This window comes from Leptospira barantonii (assembly GCF_002811925.1).
Taxonomy (GTDB): domain Bacteria; phylum Spirochaetota; class Leptospiria; order Leptospirales; family Leptospiraceae; genus Leptospira; species Leptospira barantonii.
This window is the reverse complement of sequence record NZ_NPDS01000001.1, coordinates 832,501-855,330: the sequence shown is the minus strand read 5'-3', so window position 1 is coordinate 855,330 and position 22,830 is coordinate 832,501. Positions and strand designations below refer to the sequence as shown.

Here is a 22,830-nt window from a genome sequence, read left to right as displayed (position 1 = left end):
GAAAGTCAAGGTTTTTGAAGGAAAATTCAATTTTGAAAGAATCGGAAATCATCCGCGCTCTCTACTCACCGGGGAATACACAGACTGACGACTGTTATCTGGACGAAGAAGGTCGGATCTTCACCACCGATACGATCTGCGAAGGAACTCATTTTAGAACCGAGTGGAGCGGCCCGAACGAAATCGCAAAAAAACTCGTAGAAGTAAACGTATCGGACATCGCGGCGGGTGGCGGAGTTCCGACCCAAGCGTTTCTCAATTTGGGACTCAGCGCGGCTTGTTCCAGGGAAGAATGGATTCTCCCCTTTTCCAAAACCTTACGAGAAACATTAGAATCTTATGATATAGAACTCTGCGGCGGGGACACGTATCGTTCCCCTTCCTTGAATCTGACTTTGACCTTGGTCGGAGTTACGACACAGGCTTGGAAACGATCCGGAGGGAAGAATGGTAATTTTTTATACCTCACCGGCTCCGTCGGACTTTCTCAACTCGGTTATAAATTTTTAAACGAACGTCTGGATGTCCCCGAATCTCTGCGAAACCTTGCCTTAGAAAGACATCTCACACCGAAATCGAGATTGAACGTCGCGCGGGAACTTTCCAAACACTTTACGATTTCCTGTTGTATGGATCTTACGGATGGACTTCTGCAGGATCTTCCGAAGTTGGCGTCCTCTTCGGAAGTCGGATTAAAAATCGAGTTGGATAAAATTCCTCTTCCCGAAAATTCTTCGGAAGTCCTGAGTCTCAACGAGGCTCTCGGCTCCGGGGAAGAATTGGAACTTCTATTCTTAAGTTCCGAAATTCTACCGAATACATTAGGCGGAATATCGATTACAAAAATCGGAACCGCAGTCGACGATTGGAAAGGTGTAAAGTATTTTAAAGCGGACGAAACCGAAACAACGTTTAGTTATCCCGGTTTCGAACATTTCTAAGAAAAGATCAGAGATACAAACCGAAACCGAAAATTCCGATTTGGTTTTTGATCGGATCGGAAGAGACTTTTCCGATTCTAACTTCAGAGTGGGATTGTTCTCCCTCGAAGAAAATATAACCGCCTCCGAAATTCACTCTCAAACCGAATTTCGCGTAACCCCGATAAGCATAACAGTTTCCGGAACAACTACCCGCGCCGACTCCCAAAGCAAAATACGGATCGAATGTTTTGCGAGGTCTTGCATGAAACGTAGGACCTATATCGAGATACGTTATGCTATCTTGAATTTTCGCCGCCGAACCGGTATCCAAAGAACTGAGCAATAGAATCGTAGTCAAGGATGACGAGGAAGAAGAGGACGAAGAACTGGAGCTCGTCATACTTTGAAGAAGGTAGAGCGGCAAGAGTTGATCCGTCGGATTGGCTTTCGCTTTTAAATCAAAAACCGAATTCGACATACCGAACAACAAACCGAAATGCCCCGGCAGATATTCCGCGTAAAATCTTCCGTGATATGTCGAACCGGAATACTGTTGTTTGGAAGAACCGGAAGAAAGAAGTAACGGAAGCAACAAATTCGAAGAGCTGGACGAGCTCGAAGAACCTGAAGTCAAAAGAATGGGCAAAAGCGCCGAAGAACCGCTACTTGCGGATTGTTCGGAATAAGTCGCGGTTCCCGCTCCGAATCCGTATTGAACGGACCAATTGCTATTCTCGTAGTTTCCGCTTGGGCGATTGTTTGTGTTACCGGAGGACTGATTGTCTTGCGCGCCGAGCTCGATCACCAGAAAGATTGCAACTAAAGTGAAAAGTATTTTCAACTGTTTCATTGTTTTCCTACTATTTTATTTTTGTTAAAAGTAAGAAAACGAATTTCGATCCGCAACCAATAACGAACTTTTTATAAAAAGTTTTTTCCAAAGAGGGGGAGTAAATATTTAAGAATTCTTTTTTATTTACACAAACGCTGTCTGCGTTTTTAAAAAAAAAGAATATAACCTTTCACTCAAATATAAAGGTGAGTAAAACATAACTCGATTCTGTTTTTAGAATATTCTATCCTTAGAATATGACAGGATAAACCCGAACAAACACGGGATCAAACCGAAACTACAAATTCCGATTTGATCCGAATCGCTCTTCTATGATCTACTGTTCTACACAATACAGTTTTTTGGAATTTCCGCAGGAATCCCCGGTGCTATCGTCTATGCTTGTAAGAGTCGTTCCATTTGCGACTCCAGTCGCTCCATTTCCGGTAGCGCTCGTAAAGGTCGAACAGGTATTTGCGGATTCCGCCCAAGTCCAAGGCCCTGTTCCCGTAACGGAGATTCCGGTCCAAATGTTATCGGCCGCGGTTCCGATTCCGGCAATCAAAGGAAATGGAAACTTTTTATTGATATCCGTCGTTCCTACCCAAGTTCGGTTGTTCCCCGCTTGAAAGTAGGAAACCTTGGACTTCAAAGGCCAATCGGTAACGCTTGGATTTCGAGTTGTTCCAATCCAAAGAAGCGCTTTGTAAGTTCCGGTCGAAGGTTTGTTCGCATCGGCGTTACAAAGCGAGTCCGCAGAAGCGACCGCAGAAGATTCATCGGCTCCGAAGTTACCGTTATGAGTTGTTGCCGATACGAAAATTCTTCTGCTGATAGGAGTTACGGGAGAAGCCGTGTCGGCTAACGCGATCGGGTAAGCCGGGCAGTTCGCCACGGAACCGACGGTAGTATTTGTGTTCCCCGCTGTTGTCGTATCTCTCCAAGTGTATTTGTATTCCACACCAAGAACCCGATTGGCACTCGCGCTCGCAGGGAGATTGGTAAATCCGGAATATTTCGTGAACACCACGTTCCCACTGAGCATTGTATAACTGTAGCCGGTCGAATTCGTAGTCGTTTGTGTTCCCGTAGGAACCAGATTACCGGCGATAAAATCCGAACCGTCAATGGATCTCGTATCCGCGATCGAATACAACTTCACACTGCCGGGTGATATGTTCCCGGTGGTCGGAGCGGTGCCCGTAGGAAACAATGCGGTGTTCGGATTCCCGGAAGTATAAGTGCGGTTCCAAGTCGCATCATACTTTCCTAATGGATATCCTCCTTGCAAAGTCACCATATTGTCTACGATCGAATTTAAGAAATTGCTAATACTCACCGAGGTTCCGCAGATCGAAGTAACCCCTCCTCCGCTCGTGGAAGCGACGTCCTTCAAGGAATAAACCATGTCGTCCCGACCGAGGTTGTTCGGAGTATTCAAGAGTTGATTCGTAAGAGTTGCCGTTCCGATATTGGCGAGAGTTCTGTAATGAGCCACCTGACCGCTCGTCGCCCATTGTGTCGAACTGGTGATTTCCCCTTTACAGAAAACTTCGGTTTTTGTATGGAAGTTGGTCAACGTAACTCCCGTGTAAACGCTGGAGTCTATACTTTTAGAAACGTCCACGGTCGCATAATCGTTGCTTTGCGAATTGAGGGCCACGATTCCGTAGATCTTCGTATTGTTGCGGTCCGCAAAAAGGTTCAAGATAGAATTGATGCTCGCGCTTCCGCTCGCACCGGTCGTAGTGTTTCTCAAAGAATCTAAAAAGTCCGTGTATGTTCTTCCCGTTCCAAGAACCGGAGTTCCCGAACTTCCCGCGTTGTAATACAAAGGACTTGCAGGAAACGTAACGGAACGATTCGCAGGAAAAGAACTCGGACTATCCAACGGCCCCCAAGGAACGGATGACGTTCCGATGGAATAGTTATAACTTTCCCAGTGATTGTACATATCACCTTCGTCGGTGATGATTATGACCGCTGTGGGAACGGAACTTCTTCCTAAGCCGACCTTCTTGCTCCACGCGTTTTGATTTGTGCCGTTGCAAGGATCCTGAGCCGCAACCGAGGTGATCGAACATTTGTCTCCGTTCGTCGTTCTTCCGCTGGAAGAACAATACGGTTGAGAAGAAGTACATTTAGAACCGCCCGAGCTCGAGTTCATCAAAGCTCTTGTCGCCATAAAAATCCCGGACTCGAACTGGCTTCCATTGTTGCTAATGGCGTTTAACGTGTCAGTGAACGTGGTGCGATCCGTGGAAGAACTTACGTCCAACCATTCTCCCGTATCACCCGAAGGGGATTGAAGTTTCCAACTGTCCGTGGTGATCACGGAAATTCTCGCGTCCAAACCGAGAGTCGAAACTCGATCGAAGAACGCGACCATCTTCGCCTTAACCGCGGTCTGAATCGGAGTCATCGTATCCGAGTTATCGATCACAAAAAGAAAATCCGCTTTCGGAGGAGCTTTTGTGGGGAATGTTTCTCTCCAAGTACAGGAAACGTTTCTTAAATCGGGGGGAGAAGAACCTCCGCCTCCCAGATTCCCATCGACTAACGACGAATAGGCGTCCCAAGCTCCCGCTCTTACAACCGTAACCTCGTATTTCGTATCGACCGTGAAAGTACAACTGCTTCCCGTTGCGGTCACACGAATCGTGACGATAAACGAAGTGTCCGTGGAAGCGTCGCTCGTGGTTCCGATCGACTGAGAATTATCGTTGAATACCTTTCTTTGGATTTCGTTTCGCACCCATTCCGTGCTTTTGGGTTGTGAGGTCTGAAGAATAAAACGCGCGGACTGAACCCCCGAGTTCACAGAACCGAGAGTGATCAAACTGTAGGATGCGAACGTAGGACTTGGAGGTGGAGATTCCGCGGACGTGGAATCGTTCGCCAAAAAGGAAAGCAATGTGTTTAACGCAAGTGTGGGACTGTAATTGTCCGGAACCGAACAACTGGAACCGCCCGACTTCGTAACGATAAAACCCGAAATCGATTTATCCTTTCCGTCGTCGAAACAGTTACCGATCGCAAGAATCGAATTCGACGTTCCGGAAGGACATCCCGCTATGAGTCCCGCCGGGAGGGTGATCGGAACTCCGGTTGGAGTCTGAAATACGTTCGCAAGTTGTTCGCTGATCCCGAAGAGCGTATAACTTGCGGCGTCGCTGACTTTTTTACAAGAGACGATCGACGACAAAAGGATAAGAACGAGGAAAGGATGAAATAAGAATTTAACTATGATACGGGAAGGGAGTTTGGAGGCCATTGCTTGAGTCATACGATTTTCAAATCCGATATTTATTCTTGTATTCTAACCTTCGACGACAGAATCGAAATCGTTCCAACCTTTTTCATTCAATTTTTTATTCCGAAACGTTAGTTTCCTTCAATTTAAACGTCAAAAAAGGTTAATAATTTTTTTCGAAATTTTCGGATTGGATTGTCAACGACATACGGATTCCGAAAACCTGTTTTACCGAATCATAATATATTAATTGGAATAAGAATGAAACGCTGTCGTAACGTGCCGTCCACTCAAAGCGGATTTGAAGTCGAAATTCTCCCCTATTTAAACGAAATGCCTCGAATCAAAACAAATCGTATCTCGCGTTTCCTAAAAACGAGATCGATCGAAACGATTCTTTGTTTTCTTTGTGTCATCCTATCGGGATCCTGTTCCAGCTTTTCTTCCAATCTCAAGGATTTTACGAACTCATCTGCGTTTCAAAAATTCTGCGGATGTCCTCCTTCCAAATTCGCCGAACCTTTGGCGAGCGGATCGAGAGAGGAAGCCTTGGGCCGTTTGCCCGAAGGCGCGTTAGAGGACATGGGAACTCCGGATTATCTCGAAAAGGTTTACACTGGGATCAAATCCGATTTCGAATTCAGCGGAACGAAGTTCGATACGGTAGCGGACGGCCTTGAAACAAAGGGAATCGCATTAAAAAGAATCACGGACGAGAATAAGAAGTTACGCGAGATTCTTCTTTCCATCGACGGAGACGTTTCGTTTCCGAGCGGTAAGGCGACCTTAACACCGGCCGCAAAACTTCTGATCGAAAAGATCGCGGACGCGATGAACGCGTATCCGGAAACAAAGGTTCGAGTCGGAGGACATACGGACAGCGTCGGTTATTTTTACGCGAACCTAACATTGAGTAAGGCGAGAGCAAACTCGGTGAAATCGGAATTATCCAAAAAACACAATCTTCCCGAAAATCGATTCGGCGAAGTCGACGGTTACGCGGACAAGTTTAAGATCGTGGATACGATGCTCGCAGAACCGAGAAACAGAAGAACCGAAATTTATGTCGGCACGGTCCGTCTCGTTCTTTGATACACGAAGTGAAATCATAAAAGGAAAAATTCTTTGAAAAAGATCCGTATTGTAGTTTTAAGTATTCTAATATTCTTATTTACGAATTCTCTGATATACGCGCAGAACGAAACAAAACCTCCGGGGCCCGCCGGAAACGACCAAAACGCGAACGCGGATAAACAAAACCAATCGAACATAGCGAACGCCGCGAGTGCGTCCAATTCATCGATGCAAAAATATCTAGAAGCGTTCGACCACAGACTTCGTTTTAGAATCGGAGCCGGTATCGGAGATCTAAGCCCGGCGATTCTCGACGAAACCGGACCTTCTTGGCTGAAGAATTCTTTATTTAGACAAGTCACCGATCCGGGCGCGCCGCTTGCGATTCCTTATACTTCCTCCAAGAACCTGGACATCTTCACGCAACATTCCGATATTTCGTACGGATGGAAGAATAAGATCGATCTTTCTTTTAGCCAAGACAGCGTTTCCGGAAAATACGGAAGGGAGAATCCGGCTTCCGTGAACTTCGTTTCTCCAAGGACCGATCGTTACTACGCGTCCGCGTTCGAAGGAAAACGTTTGATCAACTTCAGAGGAGTTTCACAGACGTTTCGTCTTTCCTACACGCATCCGATCTTAAGTTGGTTGATGATCGGACCTTCCATCGGGATTCACAGATATTCGGAAAGAAACGAAATCAGTTTCGGTTCTTATTCCGTGACAAGAGAAACAGCTTCGAATCCGAACCAAGTCACTTGGAGCATCGGAGGAAGTATCAACGCGGAATATACAATGTCCGGAATTCTTCCCGGAATTTTTATCAAAGCGAAAATTCTTCCCTGGTTGGAAATCCGTTCCCGCTTCGAACTCTTGAGCCGCAAAGGAAACTTTTCCGTTTTCGGTTCTCAGATTTTAGATCAAGCGAGCGCAAGCGGACAAAATACGTATTTCGCTTCGGTTCCGGCTTACGGCGGAAGCGCAAAGGACAGCGGAACCTTGTTTATGGTGGAAGCTTCTCTTCGATATTGCAGGTTCAGTTTGGACATTGGGGTGCTTCGTCAGGACATCACGAGAAAATACAATTCTTATTACGGAGACACGTTAGGCTCCATCGCAAGAGCGGATTATACAGCGGGAAGCCAAGGAATCGGTTTTTCGGAAATGTCCTCCAGTTACAAACAAACCATCAACGAGATCTATGTAATGCCCGGGGTTTCCTTCCACATGGAAGACTGGAAGATATATTAAGAATTCTGAATTCTTTCCTATCTTTTTTTAACCCAGGAAATCAAACTCCAGATCAAAGGCGCTCCGTGTAGATACAAACCGGGGAGCCAAATCGGAACCAAAAGAAAATCGGGTCGGTTATAGACGAAAAAACCCGCGTTTGAAATCAATGCTTCCGCGCTTGTTCCGCAAATCGCAAGAAGAACCGAAAAAATCGCCAGGGACTTTCTTTCCTGCGAAAAAACGATCCGAAACAACCAAGTGGCAAGATAGATAACGGCGAGAGTGATAGGAGTTCCCGCAAAAAGCCCGCTCGCAAAATACGCCGCGACGAACCAAACAAGACTCAAGGTGAAATCTCGAATTTCGAACGCTTCGATTTCCTTTCTAAAAACCGAAGCCCCGAAATACATAAAGAAAGTTGCAAGTATGAACTGGGGCGCAACCCACCAAGCCTGACCGAAAACTCCGGAATGAAAGTAACGCAGAACGTCAAATTGAACGTGGATTTGATCGCAAAGGGCAAGACCAATTCCTCCTCCAAGCGCCAAAAGGATCAGCCTTTTCGGATTTTGAAACGGTTCCGTAGTCGTAAAAAACATAGATCTCCCCTTTTTAACCCTTCGATTCTCGGATAAAACCATTGTATCGACCGCTACAAAATAGAATGGAAGGAACAAATTTCAAGGCCTTTTTCGGTTTTGTGGGAACTCCCACCTTTTTTCTTGCAGGTGAATGCGAAAGGATTTGAATAGCTTCATTCAATAGTGAGGAAAAATACAAAAATGAAGATACTCAAGTGGACCCTGGGAATCGTCGGAACCCTTGCCCTATTTCTCGTCGTCACCTTCTATGCAGAAACTCCTAAATATGAATACAAGCCGACTCCGCTCCACGCGGATTTCGATTCCTATTATCGCGAAAAGATAGAAATCAGTCGGAACAAAAAGGCGAGACCGGACAACGAGGAAAAACTCGTTCGTTATTCTCCCGGCAAAACGGAATATGCAATTCTTTACATACACGGTTTCGGAGCTTCTCGAGCCGAAGGTGAGGAAGTAACGGACAAACTCGCAAAGGATCTAAAAGCAAATCTTTACTACCTTCGTCTTCCCGGTCATGGAACCAACTTGGAAGATCACAGAGATTCGACCTTTGCCGAAATTCTTCAGGATTCTGAAACGGCTCTTTTGGAATCGGAGAAACTCGGTAACAAAACGATTCTGATCGGAACAAGTATGGGCGGATTGATTTCTACTTACTTGGCCGCGAAATATCCCGATAAGGTGCACGCTTTGATTCTTGCTTCTCCCTTTTACGATTTTACGAGCGCTCTCGGAGGAATTTATCAATTCTCCTGGGGAAAAGAATTCGCACATCTCGTGATGGGAAAAATCCGTAAGTCCACGGAAGAACAAAAAAAAGAACCGGCCGCCGCGTTTTGGTATAGAGATCAGTATCTCGCCGCGGTTCAAAATCTTTCGGATCTAAGAGAATACGTCCTCGGAACCGATCCGTTTTCCAAGATCACTTCTCCCGTTTTGATGTTTTATTACTTTAAAAACGATAAGGAACAGGACGCGTCCGCATCCGTTCAATCGATGTTAAACGCATTCAAAAAAGTGAATGAGAATGGAAAAGCGAGTCCTTTGAACAAGGCCGTGAGGATCGAACTGGGAAATCACGTATTGTTTTCCAAATACATGAAAAGCGACAAGGATTTGATTCTAAAGGAAGAAGAGGAATTCATCCAAAGAGTTTTCGCTCCCAAGAAGTGATTCCTTCCCTTCCTCTTTAAAAGACTTTCAGAAATCGTAAACCTCTTTCAAATCGAAGAGGTTTACGAAACCTCGATTATCTTCTCTTCTTTTTAGCCGCGGTCTTTTTCTTAGCGACTTTTTTCTTAGCCGCAACCTTCTTCTTCGGTTTTACCTTAGCTTTCGCCTTTTTCGCGGAAGCCTTTTTAGGTTTAGCGGCCTTCTTCTTTGGAGCGCTCTTTTTCTTAGCGGCGACTTTCTTCTTCGCGGCTTTTTTAGGAGCCGCTTTTTTCTTCGCAGGAGTTCCCGCTTTGGCCGCCTTTTGAGCGAGAATCAAGGCGCTTTCCCCCAAAGAATCCCAATCTTCTTGGAATTCGACCGGAATCTGAAGCCAGTCTTTCATCGCTCTGTTGTTTCTGGAAGGATCGAAGAGTTTTGCGCCCGGATAACGGTCTAAAATCTCAGCGATTTTTTCCGCTCCGAGTTTAAGAACGAGTTCGCCTTCGAAAAAAGCCGCAAAGGGTTTTCCGTCTAGATTCAAAGTGTTTAAACCGAACCACTTACCGGAAGCGACTTCCTTGTGTTTGGTTTGAAAGTTATCAGAAAAGGTTTCAAAAAGAAATAGTGACATGCACCAAGAAGAATCTATTTCGAAGAGTTTTCAAGAAATAAATCTTTTCCTCTAATTTAACCAGAGGTTTACGATGCTTGCTCCTTCGATCTTCGGAAAGGTCTTCACTTGAGAATGTTGAACAAGAATGGTCTCACCGTCGCTACCAAGATCCCAAAGAGAACCTCTTAAGAATACGTTGATCCCATGAGTCGCTCCGGACTTGGAAAGTCTTCCCGCCATCGCGTATTTCAACCAAGCCTCGCCTTCGACAATCTTACCTATGTCCTCCGAACGAACGTCGGCCGGGTTCGAAGAACCGTTATAACCCTTCCAAATCTCGGACATTGCCCCGTTCGGAGCCACATACGAGGGAACGACGATGAAATCTACATTCTGCTTTTTGAATGTTTCGTAGACCTCCGGATACCAAGAATCGGCGCAAACCAAAACGCCGATCCTACCGGCGGGGCTTTGGATCGATCTTAGATTCTCCCTTGGAGACGCGGCTACAAACGGCTTCTCATCCTCGATCGGATATATTTTTTGGGGAGAATTTTCGGCGACGGAACCGTCCGGTAAAAACACGAAAGAGACGTTCTTCAAAGATCCGGTTCCGATGCGAATCCTACCCGATTCGATCGTCGGTTCGGGAAGAAGAATCGATCCCGCGACGATCGTAATCTTATACTTACGAGCCAAGGACGAAAATACGTTCGAATAGATGGACGACATCCTATCCGATTTCATTCTAAAAAGCGCGTCTCGAACGCCGTCCGCGCCTCGGGCCGATAAAAGACTTCGTATAAAGAAAATCGGATTGCTGAGAACCAAGGTTTGCATCGCGTCTTCGATCTTTTCCGATCTTGCGACCGAATTTTTTTCTTCGGCGATCACGAGCCAAGTTCCTAAGTATTCGGGAAAAACTACGATCGTCTTTGGATTTAAGAATTTTGCGCGGTCGGCTTGGATCAGATAAGAATCGATCTTCGCCAAAAAATTTCGTTCACTCGAGTAGTCCCCCGGAAACATCCAAGGTTGAATTCCCAGAAGATTTCCCTTTTGAATGTCGCGGCCCACACTTTCGATTCTTTCCAAACGAGAATCCGTTTTTTCCTCCCCAGGAGAACGGCCGATAAACGACCAAATCGTATAAAGTAGAACGAAACAAAAAAGAAGCGGAAGCGGAGAACGTTTGAGGAAATTCATGACTCAGTCGAGTCGGAAAGGAAAATTCATTCAACACTTATTTTATTTATCCCAAGTTATATTATGATCCTCTTCGCATTATAAAGCAAGAGGCAAGGATCTTCCGATTCGTATATCATTCTAGAAAGTCTTTTCAATCGATTGCGATGGGAGAATTAGAATGAACCTCACAGAAAATCAATTCCGAAGTTTAGTCGATTCCTTTGAAATCATCAATCTGGATCGAATTAAGTTCGCCGAATTGTTCTTTCTTTTTCTCAAGGAAAACAGCCCGAAATACGAGGATATATTTTCCAGACTTCAATTGGAAGAAGTGAGATCGTTTATGGGTTCCGCGAGAAACATCGCGTTAACGGGCGCTCAAAGCATTCACCAAGAAAAGGCGATTCATACTTTCGGAATGGAATGTATCAAACTCTGCAACCGAGCCGACGAAATTTTTCTTTTGGAAAAGGCTTGGATCTTTGCCATGGAAGAATGGTTGGGACCTTGGTTCACGCACGAGATCGAAGAAAGTTGGAAAGAAGTTTTTAAGATAATCTATGTTTCCTCTTCGGAAACCCTTCAATGGGGTTAAACAAAATCAATGTTTCATATATTCAATTTACTGATAATTCCGTTCTATTCAAAACACGAAACTTTGATGGAACCGAATCGGTGGAAGGAACTTCGAATGAAAACTCCGGACACTCGTAGAACATCCGGAGATTTATCTATCAACGAAGTTTAATTCTAGATTTGTAAGAATAAGAAGAATTGATAGTTTCCGTTCCCATCGTTCCGCTCACTTGAACCGTTTCTTCCATCCCAATGTAAGCCTTATCCAGATCGTTCATGTTCTCCAGGGTCAGCTTGGAATTATTTCTCGTAAACGTAATATCGAATTTAGGATAAAGATATCCGTTCACCTTGTATGTGCTGGATTGAATTCTTTCGGTCGCGTTTCCGGTCGCCTTCGTCAAAGCGGAAGTAGAAGTCGGATCGATCACGATACTTGCCTGACCGTTTCTTTGAATTTCACCTTCGATCACCGCGATTGCAGTCGAATTCTCGCTTCCATCCACCAAAGGAACGGTTTGTTTACAAGACTCGAAAACCGTTTTTGCATTGTTGAATTGTGCGGTTGCACTCGTGGCGGTCGCGTTCATCGTGATATCTCCGGTTAATGTCATCTTTCCACCCTGCGCACAATCCTGGGACTGGGAGATCAAAGAATACGGAGAAACGCTTCCGTTTGAATAAAACGCCTGCCCTCCGCCGCTTGAACTTCTCGCGTTGAGAGAAGCGTAAACTCCAGAAACTCCCAAACCCTGAGGTTGAAGCGCCAAAAGAAGAGCCAAATCGTTCTTCGAATGATCCTCGTTGTTACCGCCGCAATACGCAAGAGTTAACGTTAGGAACAACGCCGTTGTGATTTTTTGAATCATAGTCGAATCCTCCTGATCAGATTCAATCTCGCTAACGATCTTCCTTCTTTTTTTGTGCCGAAAAAAATAAATTAAAAACGAACCGTAATTCCGCCGGACATTTCTCTTTCACGAAAGGAAACGTTCAGACTGGGAACCACGTTCCAATTCTCGAACTTATAACCGAGAAAAGCGTCCAAAATTAATGCGAATACGAACGCGGAAACATACGTTCTTTTTTCCTCTTCGTAAAGACCTTGTTGCATGATTCTTCCGTTGCTTAGAACGATCTGAGAAGATTGCCAATGAATCCGATTGAGAACCAATACGGTCGTCAGTTTTGTATCGTTTAACGCTAATACCGCGATTTCGCCGGGAGAGATCGGAACGTTCACGGAAGATTTGGCGACGGATTCTGCGGGAGACAAATAAATATAACTTTCATATGCGAGAAAGAGTTCCGCAAACATCAGAAAAAATCCCAGACTCTTTAAAGAATTGGAATCGTTTCGAACCAAACGAGACCAACCCGGAATCAAACCTTCCGCAAATACGGATAGGCCCGATTTTTGTTTCGGAACAAACGGGATTTGTTTTTCTTCGAAATTCTTTTCTCGATCGGATGGAATCCGAGTTGGAACCTGATTCGAAATCTGAGTGATTTCCGATTTGTCCTTTTGATTTTCTTTGAACCGTATCTTTGTCGGCAGATCGTTTGAGATAAAAATCTTTTGGACTTCCTTTAGGGAAACCGTTTCCTTTTTTCCGTTTTTATGTGTGATTTCAAAACCGTTTGCGATCGGTTTTACGTCCACGTTCGTAATTTTTCTACCATTCTTCAATAAAATCGACTTCGCATCGATCTTAGATACGAAACAAAAAAGCGCGAAACAAAGAATTAAAAAAACTTTTTGGCGAACCAACGTCATACTTTTTTTACCTTAAGCTGGCACATTTTTAAAAGTCAACCCGTTATCCATAATAGATGAATCAGAACACAAAAGATCGAGTTTTCGATTTTGACGGTTTGTATTCGAGGAACTACGAAAAAATTTTTCGATTTCTCATTAGCAAAAACGCATCCCGAGAAGAAGCCGACGAAGTTTGTCAGGAAACCTTCATCAAAGTTTTGAATCATTGGGATAAGTTCGATCCATCCAAAGGAAACGAAACGTCTTGGATGATTACGATCGCCAAAAATCTTTTTTTGGATCTGGTCAAAAAGAAGACGCTTATCGAAACAAAAGTGGTTATCGATTCCGAGAAGATTTTGAATTCGATCTCCAAAGAACAAACGAAGGGCGAGGAAGAATCGAGACGTCATTATAAAATTCTGAACGAAACCGTGGAAAGTCTGCCTCATTTGGAAAAAAATATAATCGTACTTCGTTTTTTAAGGAAGCATACGATCAAAGAAACGGCGGAGTTGCTGGGAATATCCGTAAGAACTGTTAACCGAAAAACGTATGCGGCGCTAACGGTTCTGAGGCAAAAATTGCAAAAGTTGAATTTCGATTACGAAGGTATATAGGAGGTCGCAGGTGAGAAACAATTCCAATTTTACTCGAAGAGCGAAAATGCAAAAAGCGATCTCCAATGAAATGACGAGGAACGAACTCGGAGATTTCCTTTCGGATCCTTTATCCAAGAAAGAATTTTTCGAATTGATGAAACTCAAAAATCAAATCGGACGTTTGAACGTTCAAACCCATCCGTTTACGGACGTTTCGATCCGCGCCCAAGAAAGAATTTTCGATTTTAAAAATTTCTTTCTGGCCGCCGCGAGCGTTTTGATTCTTTCCACACTTGCGATTTATTTTATGTTCTTTCGATTTCATCGAAACGAATTGTCGATCGTTCGTTCCATCACCACGGGACAATGTTCGATCGATCAAAATCCGAACGGAAAAGAAATTCTTTTTAAGGCGGAAGAAGATTCTTTCTGCGATTATAGAATGGAAGGCGACCTCGGATTGACTCTGCGACTTCTACCGAATTCCGAATTTTACGTCGTACAGAACGGAAACGAAGCGGATCTAAATCTAAACTACGGAATCGTTTTGTTTACTACGCATAAAAATCGTTCCTTTTTAAAAATTCGTTCTAAGGCGAAGACGCTTTCCTCCGAACTTTTGGGAACTACCCTCGTTTTGATCGCGAATTCTTCCTTAAAACAATATAAGATTTTGGTGTTAGACGGAGCGATTCGAGTGAAAGAATTCGGCGTGCAGGGTATGGAACCGGAAGTTCGAGTCGGTTACGAAATCGTAAAGGACTACGTAGACGTAGGGAATCAAAACGAATCCGATTCGAATACTCCTATGATCGGAATTTCAAAAATCGAATCGAACACATTCAAAAAATATAGAATTCTTTCGAAACATTCCGAATCGATCTTAAACGAAGAATCGAATAAAAACGAACATCACGACGAAAAAACGATCTCCATTCTCCGGAAGGAAACCGGAATTTCGGAACGGACTCCGACTTACAAGATCGTTCTTAAAAACGGAAAAAACTTTCGAGGCTACGTGGAGGAAACGGATCGTTTCTACATTCTTACCGACGCAGAAGGAAAAAAAACCGAAATCGACAAAAAGGATATCGAAGAATTGGAACTGATCCCTTCCGAAAATTAGAAAAGAATATCGGTATATTATAATTTTCTACTGATTACTGGGATGCTAATCGGTGGGTTGCTTGCCTTACAAATAAAGGAGGTTAGCCCGGTAGAAACCAAGGAAACGAGAAAGATCTGATCCGCACATTCGTTCACGGCGTCCTTTTGATACATCTTTTTCTCGTCGATGCCCAACCCGTCCGGAATCAAAACCGTAAGAGTCAAACCCGCGACCGCGTTGGAATGAAGTGGCTCAGGCTCGTTTAAGGCCATGATATAAACCAATTGGCTAAGAAGCAATCGATCCGAGATGATTTGTTTGGCTTCGACTCCGGTGATTAAACTCGGATTTATATTCGCGTATGCGCAATTGAGTCCGAAGAGGACTAAGAAAAGAAACGATCGACCGGTTTGTAATGGGAAGCGCATAACGAAAATCCAATCTACGCGAGTTTAAAACAAACCCGCATGATTTAGACTGGTCCCGAAAAAGAACCGAGTCAAATCATTTTCGAAACGCGCGGCTTACCGCAACTAACTCTTAGTATTTAGGCCAATCGATCGCGTCGTCTTTGAAAAGAGGACTGAATCCGAAGAAGATCAGTTCGTTTTCTTCAAACTGAAAGATCGCGTTGAGTTTATCGGAGAACGCGGTGATTCCGTGAACGTGATCTTCGTCGTCGTGGTCATGATCTTCGTGATCGTGTTCCTCGTCGTCTTCTTCGAAATCATCGATTCCGTTTTTACTTAAGAGTTCTCGAATGCTTTCGATCGATTCTCCGATGATCGGTTTTCCGAAAAGTAGAATCGAAGGATTGGAGATGGTGATGGAATACAATTTATCACCTTCGTCCTGATCGAATTCGTATTCCGATTCCGCGGAAAAATATTCGAACCCGGTCGAAATGGAACCTTCATAATCGTAATCATAAATTTCGTCGGGTTCTCCGAGCTTCGACTTTACTTCTTCCTTAGACATTCCGAAATAAAGACCGTTTAATCCTTTTCCGATTTCAATGTTCACATTTCCCCCTTCGAGTTTGAAAATCTAATACGATTTTCGACCCGATTAAAACACAGGCTCTTTGAGACCTCAAAGACTGACAACCTCTTAAAAAGTCGAGTCGTCCTGAAGTTTGAGATTTTTTCTAAGGTTTCGAAATTCGTTATGATTACGATTCCAATAATCGCTTTGAATCGTAGCGTCCAAGGTCGCATACGTTGTCATCAATCTTCCGTTGAAATCGCGGAAAGTTTCCTCCCAAGCGAGAATTTTAAACGGAAATGCGGACTCGGCTCGGATCTTCAACGTTCTTTCTTCCTCCAAATACCAAATCGTATAAACGAAAGAATCGTCCTGTTTTTGTTTGGAAAGAATCGCCTTTAAGGGTTTGAGTTCTTTGTGATTGAGCCTTACGTGAAATAGCCCCGGTATGATTTTTACTTCTCCGGTCGGTACGGTTTCGGGATTCAATCGGATTCGGTTCCAGAGTTCATCCTCCAGAATTTCCTTTTCCAAAAAGAATTTTCGATCTCCTTCTTTTTCAAAATAAGAATAGGATTCGATTCTATATCGATCCTGATCCAGATTCAATTGTGCGAATACGTTTCCGCACCATTCTTGAGACGACATGCTCTCTTTGATCGTATTAGGATTTTGTTTTGTATCCAGCGGCGTGAACACGGATAGAGTCATCGAATAGGCGTAGATTCCGGTCACGAAATTCTTTACAAAATTGAACTTCAGTACTTTGGCCCGATCGGTTTCGTGTTTCTCCGGTTCGTCCAGTTTAACCTGTTTCGTTTTGGATAAATCTTCCGTGACAAACAAAAGAATCGCTTTGCCGGTATGATTCTCCCCGTATCGAACCTGGTTTAAATTGTAGGTGGAGATTTCCGCGGTTCCCGATTCCCAATACGATCGAAATCTTTCCTTGGGGTCATCGGAGAATGTGGTCGGAGGACCGGCCTTTTTACAATCCGAGAAGAATCCGAAAAGAATCAGGATGAGCGCGAATCGGTTCATGGATCTTAGAGCTTATCTCAAAGAAACAACTCTTCAAGAACTTTCGTTTGTCGTCGGCGGTTTTGTCGGAGGTACGACGAGAATTCGTGGTGAAGATTTTACTTTACAAAAGTTGAATTTTCTGTTAGAGAAAAATTCGCCGATGGGTTCCCACAAGGCCCACCACCGTCGCCCTAAAATGCGACCCATAGGGAGCATTTTATTGAGTTTCTCGGGTGGGGGCCGTTTACTAAAAATTTGTCGGAACTCCGACCGAGTCTTGACTTCTCCCCGCGCCAGCGATCAGAGCGATGCAACGCAGCCGCCTTGCGGCCGAAGCGAACGCGAAGTCGCGGAAGAGCGCGGTCCTTTCGATTGAAAATCGAAAGGAGGCGCCCGATTTTGTTAAGCGAAGTCAATAGCTCAAATATTGCAAGGCGCCGATGGCTAAAAGATTTCCGGGAACGAGCAAGAACCAACCGAGTGCGACCATAAAGAAACAGATCACCACGATGACCGTGACTCCGATGCTGTAAGGCGCGGAATGGTTGCGGGAAATTTCTCCCTCGTCGCTACTCATAAAGGTCGCGATTCCGATTCGAAGATAGTAATAAAGTGCGAGCGCGGAATTCATCACACCGCCGATGAGAAGAATTCGATTCATTAGATGTTCGGACTCGGCGAGCTTTTGAAAGAGAAACAACTTCGCCCAAAATCCTCCGAACGGTGGAACTCCCGCCAAAGACATAAAGAAAATATTGATCGCAATCGCCGTAAACGGTTTCGCTCCCGATAAGGACTGAACCGAAAAGAACGTTACCTGTCTTGTTCCATCTTCGAGATACGCAAGAATCGCGAACGCTCCCAAACTCATAAAAGAATATACGATGAGATAAAATAGAACCTCTTCCTTGATTCCTGCCGAAATCCCCGCGACGATATAACCCGCGTGTGCGATCGAGGAATACGCAAGCATTCGCTTTAAATTTTCCTGTTTTAATGCGAGAAGGTTTCCGTATACCATCGACAACAACGCGAGAATTCCTGGCAACCAAGCCCAAGTGCTGTCTTCCAGCGGAAGTGGAAGTTTAGAATAAAGAACGAGCAACAATCCGATCGAAGCCGCTTTCGCCGCTGTGGACATATAACCGGTTACAGGAGTCAAAGCTCCTTCGTATGCGTCCGGGGTCCATGCGTGATATGGAAAGAGCGCGATCTTAAACGCGACACCCGTTATGAACAACACAAGACCGATCTTCGCAAAATTTCCCTGATAACCCGCGATGATGAGCGGCTTCAACGCGACTGAAATATTCGTAGATCCGCTTCCTCCGAATAGGAAAGCGATTCCCATCAGCATAAAGCCGGATGAAAAACTTCCTAAGAGAAAGTATTTGAGAGTCGCTTCGAGCGAAAACAAATCGCTTCGAGCCATTCCGATCAGAATGTAAAGACAGATGCTCATCAGTTCGAGCGCAACGAACACGAGAATAAAATCCTGTCCGGCGGTCATCAGCATCATTCCGCAGGTCGCGAACAACAATAAAGGATAGAATTCGGGGAATTCTATCTTATGATTCTTTAATATTCTCGGAACGACGGCCGCGGTTCCGATCGCCATCGAGATATAGATCAGATTGAGCCAAAAGGATAAGACCGAGTTTTCGATCTGTCCGCCGAAATAGATTCCGTTTCCGGGAAACCGAAACGCGGTATAAAAGACGCTCGCAAACGCTATGAGAAGAATCAGACCGGCCACATATCGTACGATCAAAAATTCTTTTGTTTTAAACAGAACGGATAAACAGATTAAGAATACCCCGCCACCGGCCAATATCAGCGCGGGAAGAATGGAAAATAAATCGAGAACGTTCGGTATTAAATTCATTTTTGCGCCTCCTCGTCCCCTTCAGGCGAGGTTTCCTTTCCTTTTCGGATCGATTCCGGTAACGCGTATTTGCTCGGAAATCCTTTGAGACGTTCTTCGTAACGAGCCGGTTCCGTTCCCAAGGATTTGTAAGACGTGAACTTTCTTTCGAAAGGTTTATCGCTCAGATCCTTTTCCTTAAGAGAACGTTCTTCGATCACTTTCATGGACGCGGAATTTAATGCGACTTTGACGGACGGTTCCAGAACTCTAAGGAAAGGTTTCGGATAGATTCCGATCCAAAAAATCATGATTACGGTCGGAACGAGAATCGCCCATTCCTTGAGATTTAGATCATGGTGTTCGATCAGATTTTTGGAAGGTTCTCCGAAGATCATTCTTTTTGCGAACAACAAAAGATAACCCGCGGCGAATACGACGCCGGTAGCGGCTAACGCACCGTATACGACGTTCGCCTTGATGCTTCCGAGTATGATTAAAAATTCTCCGATAAAGCTGTTCGTTCCGGGAACTCCGAGCGAAGAGAACACGGCGATCGCAAAGAACACCGAAAACACGGGAAGCAATTTGGACAAACCGCCCGCCTTTGCGATGTCGTTGTTGCCGATTCTTTCATGCAACATTCCTAACATAAAGAAAAGCATTCCCGCGGTGAATCCGTGGTTCAACATCTGAAGCATTCCACCGGCCATTCCTTCTTCGGTGAAACTCAAAATCCCGAGCATACAAAAACTCATGTGTGATAAGGATGAGAATGCGACAACTCGTTTGGAATTCTCCTGTGCCATCGCGATGACGGCTCCGTATATGATTCCTGCGATGGATAAACCGCCGAGTAGTTCTCTGTATTCCAACATCTCTTCCGGGAAAAGTGGAATCGCCAGACGTATAAATCCGTACAATCCGATCTTCAACAAGATCCCCGAAAGGTCGACGGAACCGACCGTGGGCGCCTGAGAGTGAACGTCCGGCATCCAAGTATGCAGAGGAAACAAAGGAACCTTAATCGCAAACGCAAGAACGAATGCGAAGAACATAAACAAACGGATGTTTTTCGGAATCTCCGGAAGAAGTCCGGTGGACAATTCCTCGATGACGATCGTTCCCGTTTTAAAATACAAGATTAGAATTCCTGCAAGCATCAAAACGGAACCGGTAAACGAAAAGATCAGATACTTGATCGCGGCCTTTACGCGCTGATCCTCACCCCAGATTCCCACCATAAGAACCATCGGAGAAACCATCGCTTCCCAGAAGATGTAGAACAATACGAGATTTCCCGAAAGAAAAACTCCGTGAACGCTCATCTCTACGATCATTAGATAAATGTAAAATTCTCGGATTCGATTGGTGATGCTCGACCAGGTCGCAAGCGTCGAAAGAAAGAACAACATCGAAGACATTCCGCAAAGAAGAAGACTAAAACCGTCGAGTCCGATATGATAGTCCACTCTCAGATTTCCGGAAACTACGATGTCTCGGATTCTATCCACGAATTGTAAAGAAGCGTTCGAAGGATCGTATTCAAAATACAAACCTACGATGATTAAAAACGGAACGAGAGTGAAAGTTCCCGCTATAAATCGTAACCAATAAACCTTATTGGATAAGAATAAGAACGGCACTCCGATCAGAGGCAGAAATAAAAAAATACTTAATATAAACGGCGGGAAATCCAAGTTACAGCCCCCTCAATAGAAAAAAGGAAAGAATGACGACGGTTCCGAATACGATCAGAATCGCGTAGTCCACGATGATTCCCGTTTGAGCCCTTCTTAGAACCAAGGAGATCGCGACCGCGACCCTTCCCGTTCCCCGCAAAATCAGGTCGAGGAAATTTCTTTCCACGTATCCCGCGAGGAATTTTCCGAGTAATAGAATCGGCTCTACGATAAAGTTCTTATAAAATTCATCGATGTAGTATTTTTGGGAAAGAATTCTTTTAATCCCGGTATGCGATTCTTCAGCGTCCGGTATTTTTTTCCCGGTTAAGAATAAGGTTCTTGCGATGAAAATTCCGGAGATCGCAACCGCGACCGAAACCGCTACCAAACTCAGTTCGATCGTTTCGGCGATTTCATGAGCGTCTAACGACTGTTTGACGACCATTTGAGAAACTTCGGTTCCTCTTAAGAAAACGGGTGCGAAGTAACGGGTAAGAACGTCCATTCCCCCAAAGAAAAAATGAGGAACTTCCAAAAAGCCCGTGATCGCCGCGCCTATGGAAAGAATCACAAGAGGAATCGTCATCACAAGAGGAGACTCGTGCAAATGCGAAGCCTTGTGGGAAGATACGCGCGATTCTCCGTAAAATGCGAGATAGGTCATTCGGAACATATAGAACGCGGTCAATAATGCCGTTACGATTCCGAGTCCGTAAAAAAGGGTTCCGTAAGCATAACTTTTTTCTAATATTAGATCTTTTGAAAAGAATCCGCTGAACGGCGGGATTCCCGATATCGCAAGCGATCCGACGAGAAAGGTGATCCAAGTGATCTTCATCTGATTTTTGAGTCCGCCCATGTTCCGGAGATCCTGTTCGTGATGAAGCGCATAAATCACCGAACCCGACCCCAAGAAGAGAAGCGCTTTAAAAAACGCGTGTGTCATCAAATGAAAAAGCCCCGCAACATACGCTCCCGCACCCATCGCGACGAACATATATCCCAACTGGGAAACCGTGGAATACGCGAGCACCTTCTTGATATCGTTTTGGAAAAGCCCGATCGTCGCCGCAAAGAATGCGGTGACCGATCCGATGATTACGATCCAATGTCCCACTTGAGGCGCGGATAAAAAGATAGGATTGAGTCTTGCGATTAAAAAGATTCCCGCGGTCACCATCGTCGCCGCGTGAATGAGAGCCGACACGGGTGTCGGTCCCGCCATCGCGTCCGGAAGCCAAACGTGCAAAGGAAGCTGAGCGGACTTTCCAATCGCTCCGATAAAAAAACAAACCGCCGCTAAAGGAAGAACGTAACGAAACGAAGGAACTTCCGGGATCGCTTCGGAGATCTGAACGAAAGAAACGCTTCCGGTATACCAGAACACGAGCGCGATTCCGAGAAGCATCCCGAGATCTCCGATTCGGTTTGTGATAAACGCTTTCATTCCCGCGTTGGCGGCGGACTCTTTGTGATAGTCGAAACCGATCAATAGATACGAACAAAGCCCAACTCCTTCCCATCCGAGAAAAAGAAGAATTAAGTTTTCTGCAAGTACCAGATTGAGCATCGCGAAGATAAATAGATTCAAATAGGCGAAGTAACGCGCAAAACCCGGATCTTCCTTCATATAACCGATGCTGTAGAGATGAATCAAAGCTCCGATTCCGGTGATGATCAAAATCATATATAGGGAAAGTTGATCCACTTGATACGCAAGAGAAACGTTCAAACCCCCGGCTTCAAACCAAGGAAACACGGTTACGATTTCGGGAACCGTTCTTTCCATCGGATGAAACTGAAAGAAAGACATCAAAGCCAAGGCAAATGCAAGAAACACGACTCCGGTGGAAATCACTCCGGTAAGACCTTTCAACCATTTACCGAAAAGGCCGGAGATCAAAAATCCGATCAAAGGAAGAGCGACTAACGCAGGGATTAGATTTGATATTTCCATTCTCTTCCTACCATTTCATCAGATTCATTTCGTCTACGAAACTCGTCTTCTTGATTCTATGAATCGCGATCACGATCGCAAGTCCGATCGCCGCTTCCGCCGCCGCGATCGCCATAACGAAAAATACGACAACTTCCCCGTCCACTTGGTGAAGCGCTTTCGAAAAAGTAACGAATACGAGGTTCACGGAATTGAGAATCAATTCCACCGACATAAAAATCAACACGGCGCTTCTACGAACCATCACGCCAGCGACTCCGATCGTAAAGATGATCATCGCCAAAATCAGATAATAGTGCACCGGGATTCCGGAAATCCAGAGGCTCATACGTTTCCCCCTTCTTCGCCCTTTCCTAAATTCTTTTTTCCAAGAAGAACCGCGCCGAGTACGGCGGCGAGGAG

At 44.9% G+C, this 22,830-nt stretch carries 23 protein-coding genes (1 of these 23 only partly in view); 8 read left to right on the top strand and 15 right to left on the bottom strand.

The annotated features are described in order from the left end of the window. Positions 1 to 14 precede the first annotated feature (14 nt). Positions 15 to 941, top strand: a complete 927-nt coding sequence (gene thiL, locus CH367_RS04140) for a thiamine-phosphate kinase (protein ID WP_100761185.1) — start codon at positions 15 to 17, stop codon at positions 939 to 941. A 7-nt stretch (positions 942 to 948) separates the two neighbouring features. Here the strand turns inward: thiL and CH367_RS04135 are convergent, their stop codons facing one another. Continuing rightward, the gene (locus CH367_RS04135) at positions 949 to 1,773 is read right to left on the bottom strand and encodes a hypothetical protein (RefSeq protein WP_100761184.1); all 825 of its coding nucleotides are present in this window, start codon (positions 1,771 to 1,773) and stop codon (positions 949 to 951) included. Positions 1,774 to 2,092: 319 nt separating this feature from the next. After that, on the bottom strand, positions 2,093 to 5,041 hold the full coding sequence (locus CH367_RS04130; protein ID WP_100761183.1) for a DUF1554 domain-containing protein: 2,949 nt from the start codon (positions 5,039 to 5,041) through the stop codon (positions 2,093 to 2,095). A gap of 228 nt (positions 5,042 to 5,269) precedes the next feature. Between CH367_RS04130 and CH367_RS04125 the strand changes: the two genes are divergently transcribed. Next, entirely contained in the window at positions 5,270 to 6,100 is an 831-nt protein-coding gene (locus CH367_RS04125; RefSeq protein WP_244284459.1) for an OmpA family protein, read from the top strand. A 33-nt stretch (positions 6,101 to 6,133) separates the two neighbouring features. Continuing rightward, a complete protein-coding gene (locus CH367_RS04120; protein ID WP_100761182.1) occupies positions 6,134 to 7,333 on the top strand; it encodes a hypothetical protein in 1,200 nt (399 codons plus the stop codon). 17 nt (positions 7,334 to 7,350) lie between these two features. Here the strand turns inward: CH367_RS04120 and CH367_RS04115 are convergent, their stop codons facing one another. Next, the gene (locus tag CH367_RS04115; protein WP_165783205.1) at positions 7,351 to 7,914 is read right to left on the bottom strand and encodes a DUF2878 family protein; all 564 of its coding nucleotides are present in this window, start codon (positions 7,912 to 7,914) and stop codon (positions 7,351 to 7,353) included. Positions 7,915 to 8,097: 183 nt separating this feature from the next. Between CH367_RS04115 and CH367_RS04110 the strand changes: the two genes are divergently transcribed. Continuing rightward, a complete protein-coding gene (locus CH367_RS04110) occupies positions 8,098 to 9,090 on the top strand; it encodes an alpha/beta hydrolase (protein ID WP_100761180.1) in 993 nt (330 codons plus the stop codon). A gap of 76 nt (positions 9,091 to 9,166) precedes the next feature. Here the strand turns inward: CH367_RS04110 and CH367_RS04105 are convergent, their stop codons facing one another. Together CH367_RS04105 and CH367_RS04100 are read right to left on the bottom strand one after the other, a co-directional pair. Then, entirely contained in the window at positions 9,167 to 9,700 is a 534-nt protein-coding gene (locus CH367_RS04105; RefSeq protein ID WP_100761179.1) for a DUF773 domain-containing protein, read from the bottom strand. Positions 9,701 to 9,751: 51 nt separating this feature from the next. Next, positions 9,752 to 10,888 carry a nitrilase-related carbon-nitrogen hydrolase gene (locus CH367_RS04100; protein WP_100761178.1) on the bottom strand — a complete coding sequence of 379 codons (1,137 nt, stop codon included), beginning with the start codon at positions 10,886 to 10,888 and terminating at the stop codon, positions 9,752 to 9,754. Positions 10,889 to 11,048: 160 nt separating this feature from the next. Here CH367_RS04100 and CH367_RS04095 point away from each other — a divergent pair, with 160 nt between their 5' ends. Then, positions 11,049 to 11,465, top strand: a complete 417-nt coding sequence (locus CH367_RS04095) for a globin family protein (protein ID WP_100761177.1) — start codon at positions 11,049 to 11,051, stop codon at positions 11,463 to 11,465. Between the two features lie 139 nt (positions 11,466 to 11,604). Here the strand turns inward: CH367_RS04095 and srp are convergent, their stop codons facing one another. Then, positions 11,605 to 12,315 (bottom strand): sigma factor SigX-regulated lipoprotein, encoded by a 711-nt coding sequence (gene srp, locus CH367_RS04090; RefSeq protein WP_100761176.1) that lies wholly within the window; start codon positions 12,313 to 12,315, stop codon positions 11,605 to 11,607. Between the two features lie 71 nt (positions 12,316 to 12,386). Continuing rightward, a complete protein-coding gene (locus CH367_RS04085; RefSeq protein WP_100761175.1) occupies positions 12,387 to 13,223 on the bottom strand; it encodes an LA_0442/LA_0875 N-terminal domain-containing protein in 837 nt (278 codons plus the stop codon). Between the two features lie 56 nt (positions 13,224 to 13,279). Between CH367_RS04085 and CH367_RS04080 the strand changes: the two genes are divergently transcribed. Continuing rightward, complete coding sequence (locus CH367_RS04080) at positions 13,280 to 13,825, top strand: RNA polymerase sigma factor (protein ID WP_100761174.1); 546 nt, start codon at positions 13,280 to 13,282, stop codon at positions 13,823 to 13,825. Positions 13,826 to 13,835: 10 nt separating this feature from the next. Then, positions 13,836 to 14,933 carry an LIMLP_03685 family anti-sigma factor gene (gene rsx / locus CH367_RS04075; RefSeq protein WP_244284458.1) on the top strand — a complete coding sequence of 366 codons (1,098 nt, stop codon included), beginning with the start codon at positions 13,836 to 13,838 and terminating at the stop codon, positions 14,931 to 14,933. A 17-nt stretch (positions 14,934 to 14,950) separates the two neighbouring features. Here the strand turns inward: rsx and CH367_RS04070 are convergent, their stop codons facing one another. The 3 genes from CH367_RS04070 to CH367_RS04060 form a co-directional block, all read right to left on the bottom strand. Beyond that, positions 14,951 to 15,343, bottom strand: coding sequence for a TIGR04452 family lipoprotein (locus CH367_RS04070; protein WP_100761173.1), 393 nt, complete (start codon positions 15,341 to 15,343; stop codon positions 14,951 to 14,953). A gap of 112 nt (positions 15,344 to 15,455) precedes the next feature. Beyond that, a complete protein-coding gene (locus CH367_RS04065; RefSeq protein ID WP_100761172.1) occupies positions 15,456 to 15,938 on the bottom strand; it encodes a hypothetical protein in 483 nt (160 codons plus the stop codon). Between the two features lie 87 nt (positions 15,939 to 16,025). Then, positions 16,026 to 16,940 carry a hypothetical protein gene (locus CH367_RS04060; protein WP_100761171.1) on the bottom strand — a complete coding sequence of 305 codons (915 nt, stop codon included), beginning with the start codon at positions 16,938 to 16,940 and terminating at the stop codon, positions 16,026 to 16,028. On the opposite strand from CH367_RS04060, the gene CH367_RS04055 reads away from it, so the two are divergent. Then, on the top strand, positions 16,939 to 17,298 hold the full coding sequence (locus CH367_RS04055) for a hypothetical protein (protein WP_100761170.1): 360 nt from the start codon (positions 16,939 to 16,941) through the stop codon (positions 17,296 to 17,298). The two genes, CH367_RS04060 and CH367_RS04055, sit on opposite strands and share 2 nt — an antisense overlap. Before the next feature lie 36 nt (positions 17,299 to 17,334). Here the strand turns inward: CH367_RS04055 and CH367_RS04050 are convergent, their stop codons facing one another. The 5 genes in view from CH367_RS04050 to CH367_RS04030 are tightly spaced (at most 7 nt apart) and all read right to left on the bottom strand, a layout consistent with a single transcriptional unit that may run on beyond the window. Beyond that, entirely contained in the window at positions 17,335 to 18,807 is a 1,473-nt protein-coding gene (locus tag CH367_RS04050) for an NADH-quinone oxidoreductase subunit N (protein WP_100761169.1), read from the bottom strand. Next, positions 18,804 to 20,486, bottom strand: coding sequence for an NADH-quinone oxidoreductase subunit M (locus CH367_RS04045; protein ID WP_100761168.1), 1,683 nt, complete (start codon positions 20,484 to 20,486; stop codon positions 18,804 to 18,806). Before CH367_RS04045 ends, CH367_RS04050 begins: the two co-directional genes overlap by 4 nt. 1 nt (position 20,487) lies before the next feature. Then, entirely contained in the window at positions 20,488 to 22,428 is a 1,941-nt protein-coding gene (gene nuoL, locus CH367_RS04040; protein ID WP_100761167.1) for an NADH-quinone oxidoreductase subunit L, read from the bottom strand. A 7-nt stretch (positions 22,429 to 22,435) separates the two neighbouring features. Further along, a complete protein-coding gene (gene nuoK / locus CH367_RS04035; RefSeq protein ID WP_100761166.1) occupies positions 22,436 to 22,756 on the bottom strand; it encodes an NADH-quinone oxidoreductase subunit NuoK in 321 nt (106 codons plus the stop codon). Beyond that, positions 22,753 to 22,830, bottom strand: the end of a protein-coding gene (locus tag CH367_RS04030) for an NADH-quinone oxidoreductase subunit J family protein (protein ID WP_100761165.1). The gene runs 546 nt beyond the window's last position; the window shows 78 of its 624 coding nt (coding positions 547-624); its start codon lies beyond the right edge, outside the window; it ends in the stop codon at positions 22,753 to 22,755. Before CH367_RS04030 ends, nuoK begins: the two co-directional genes overlap by 4 nt.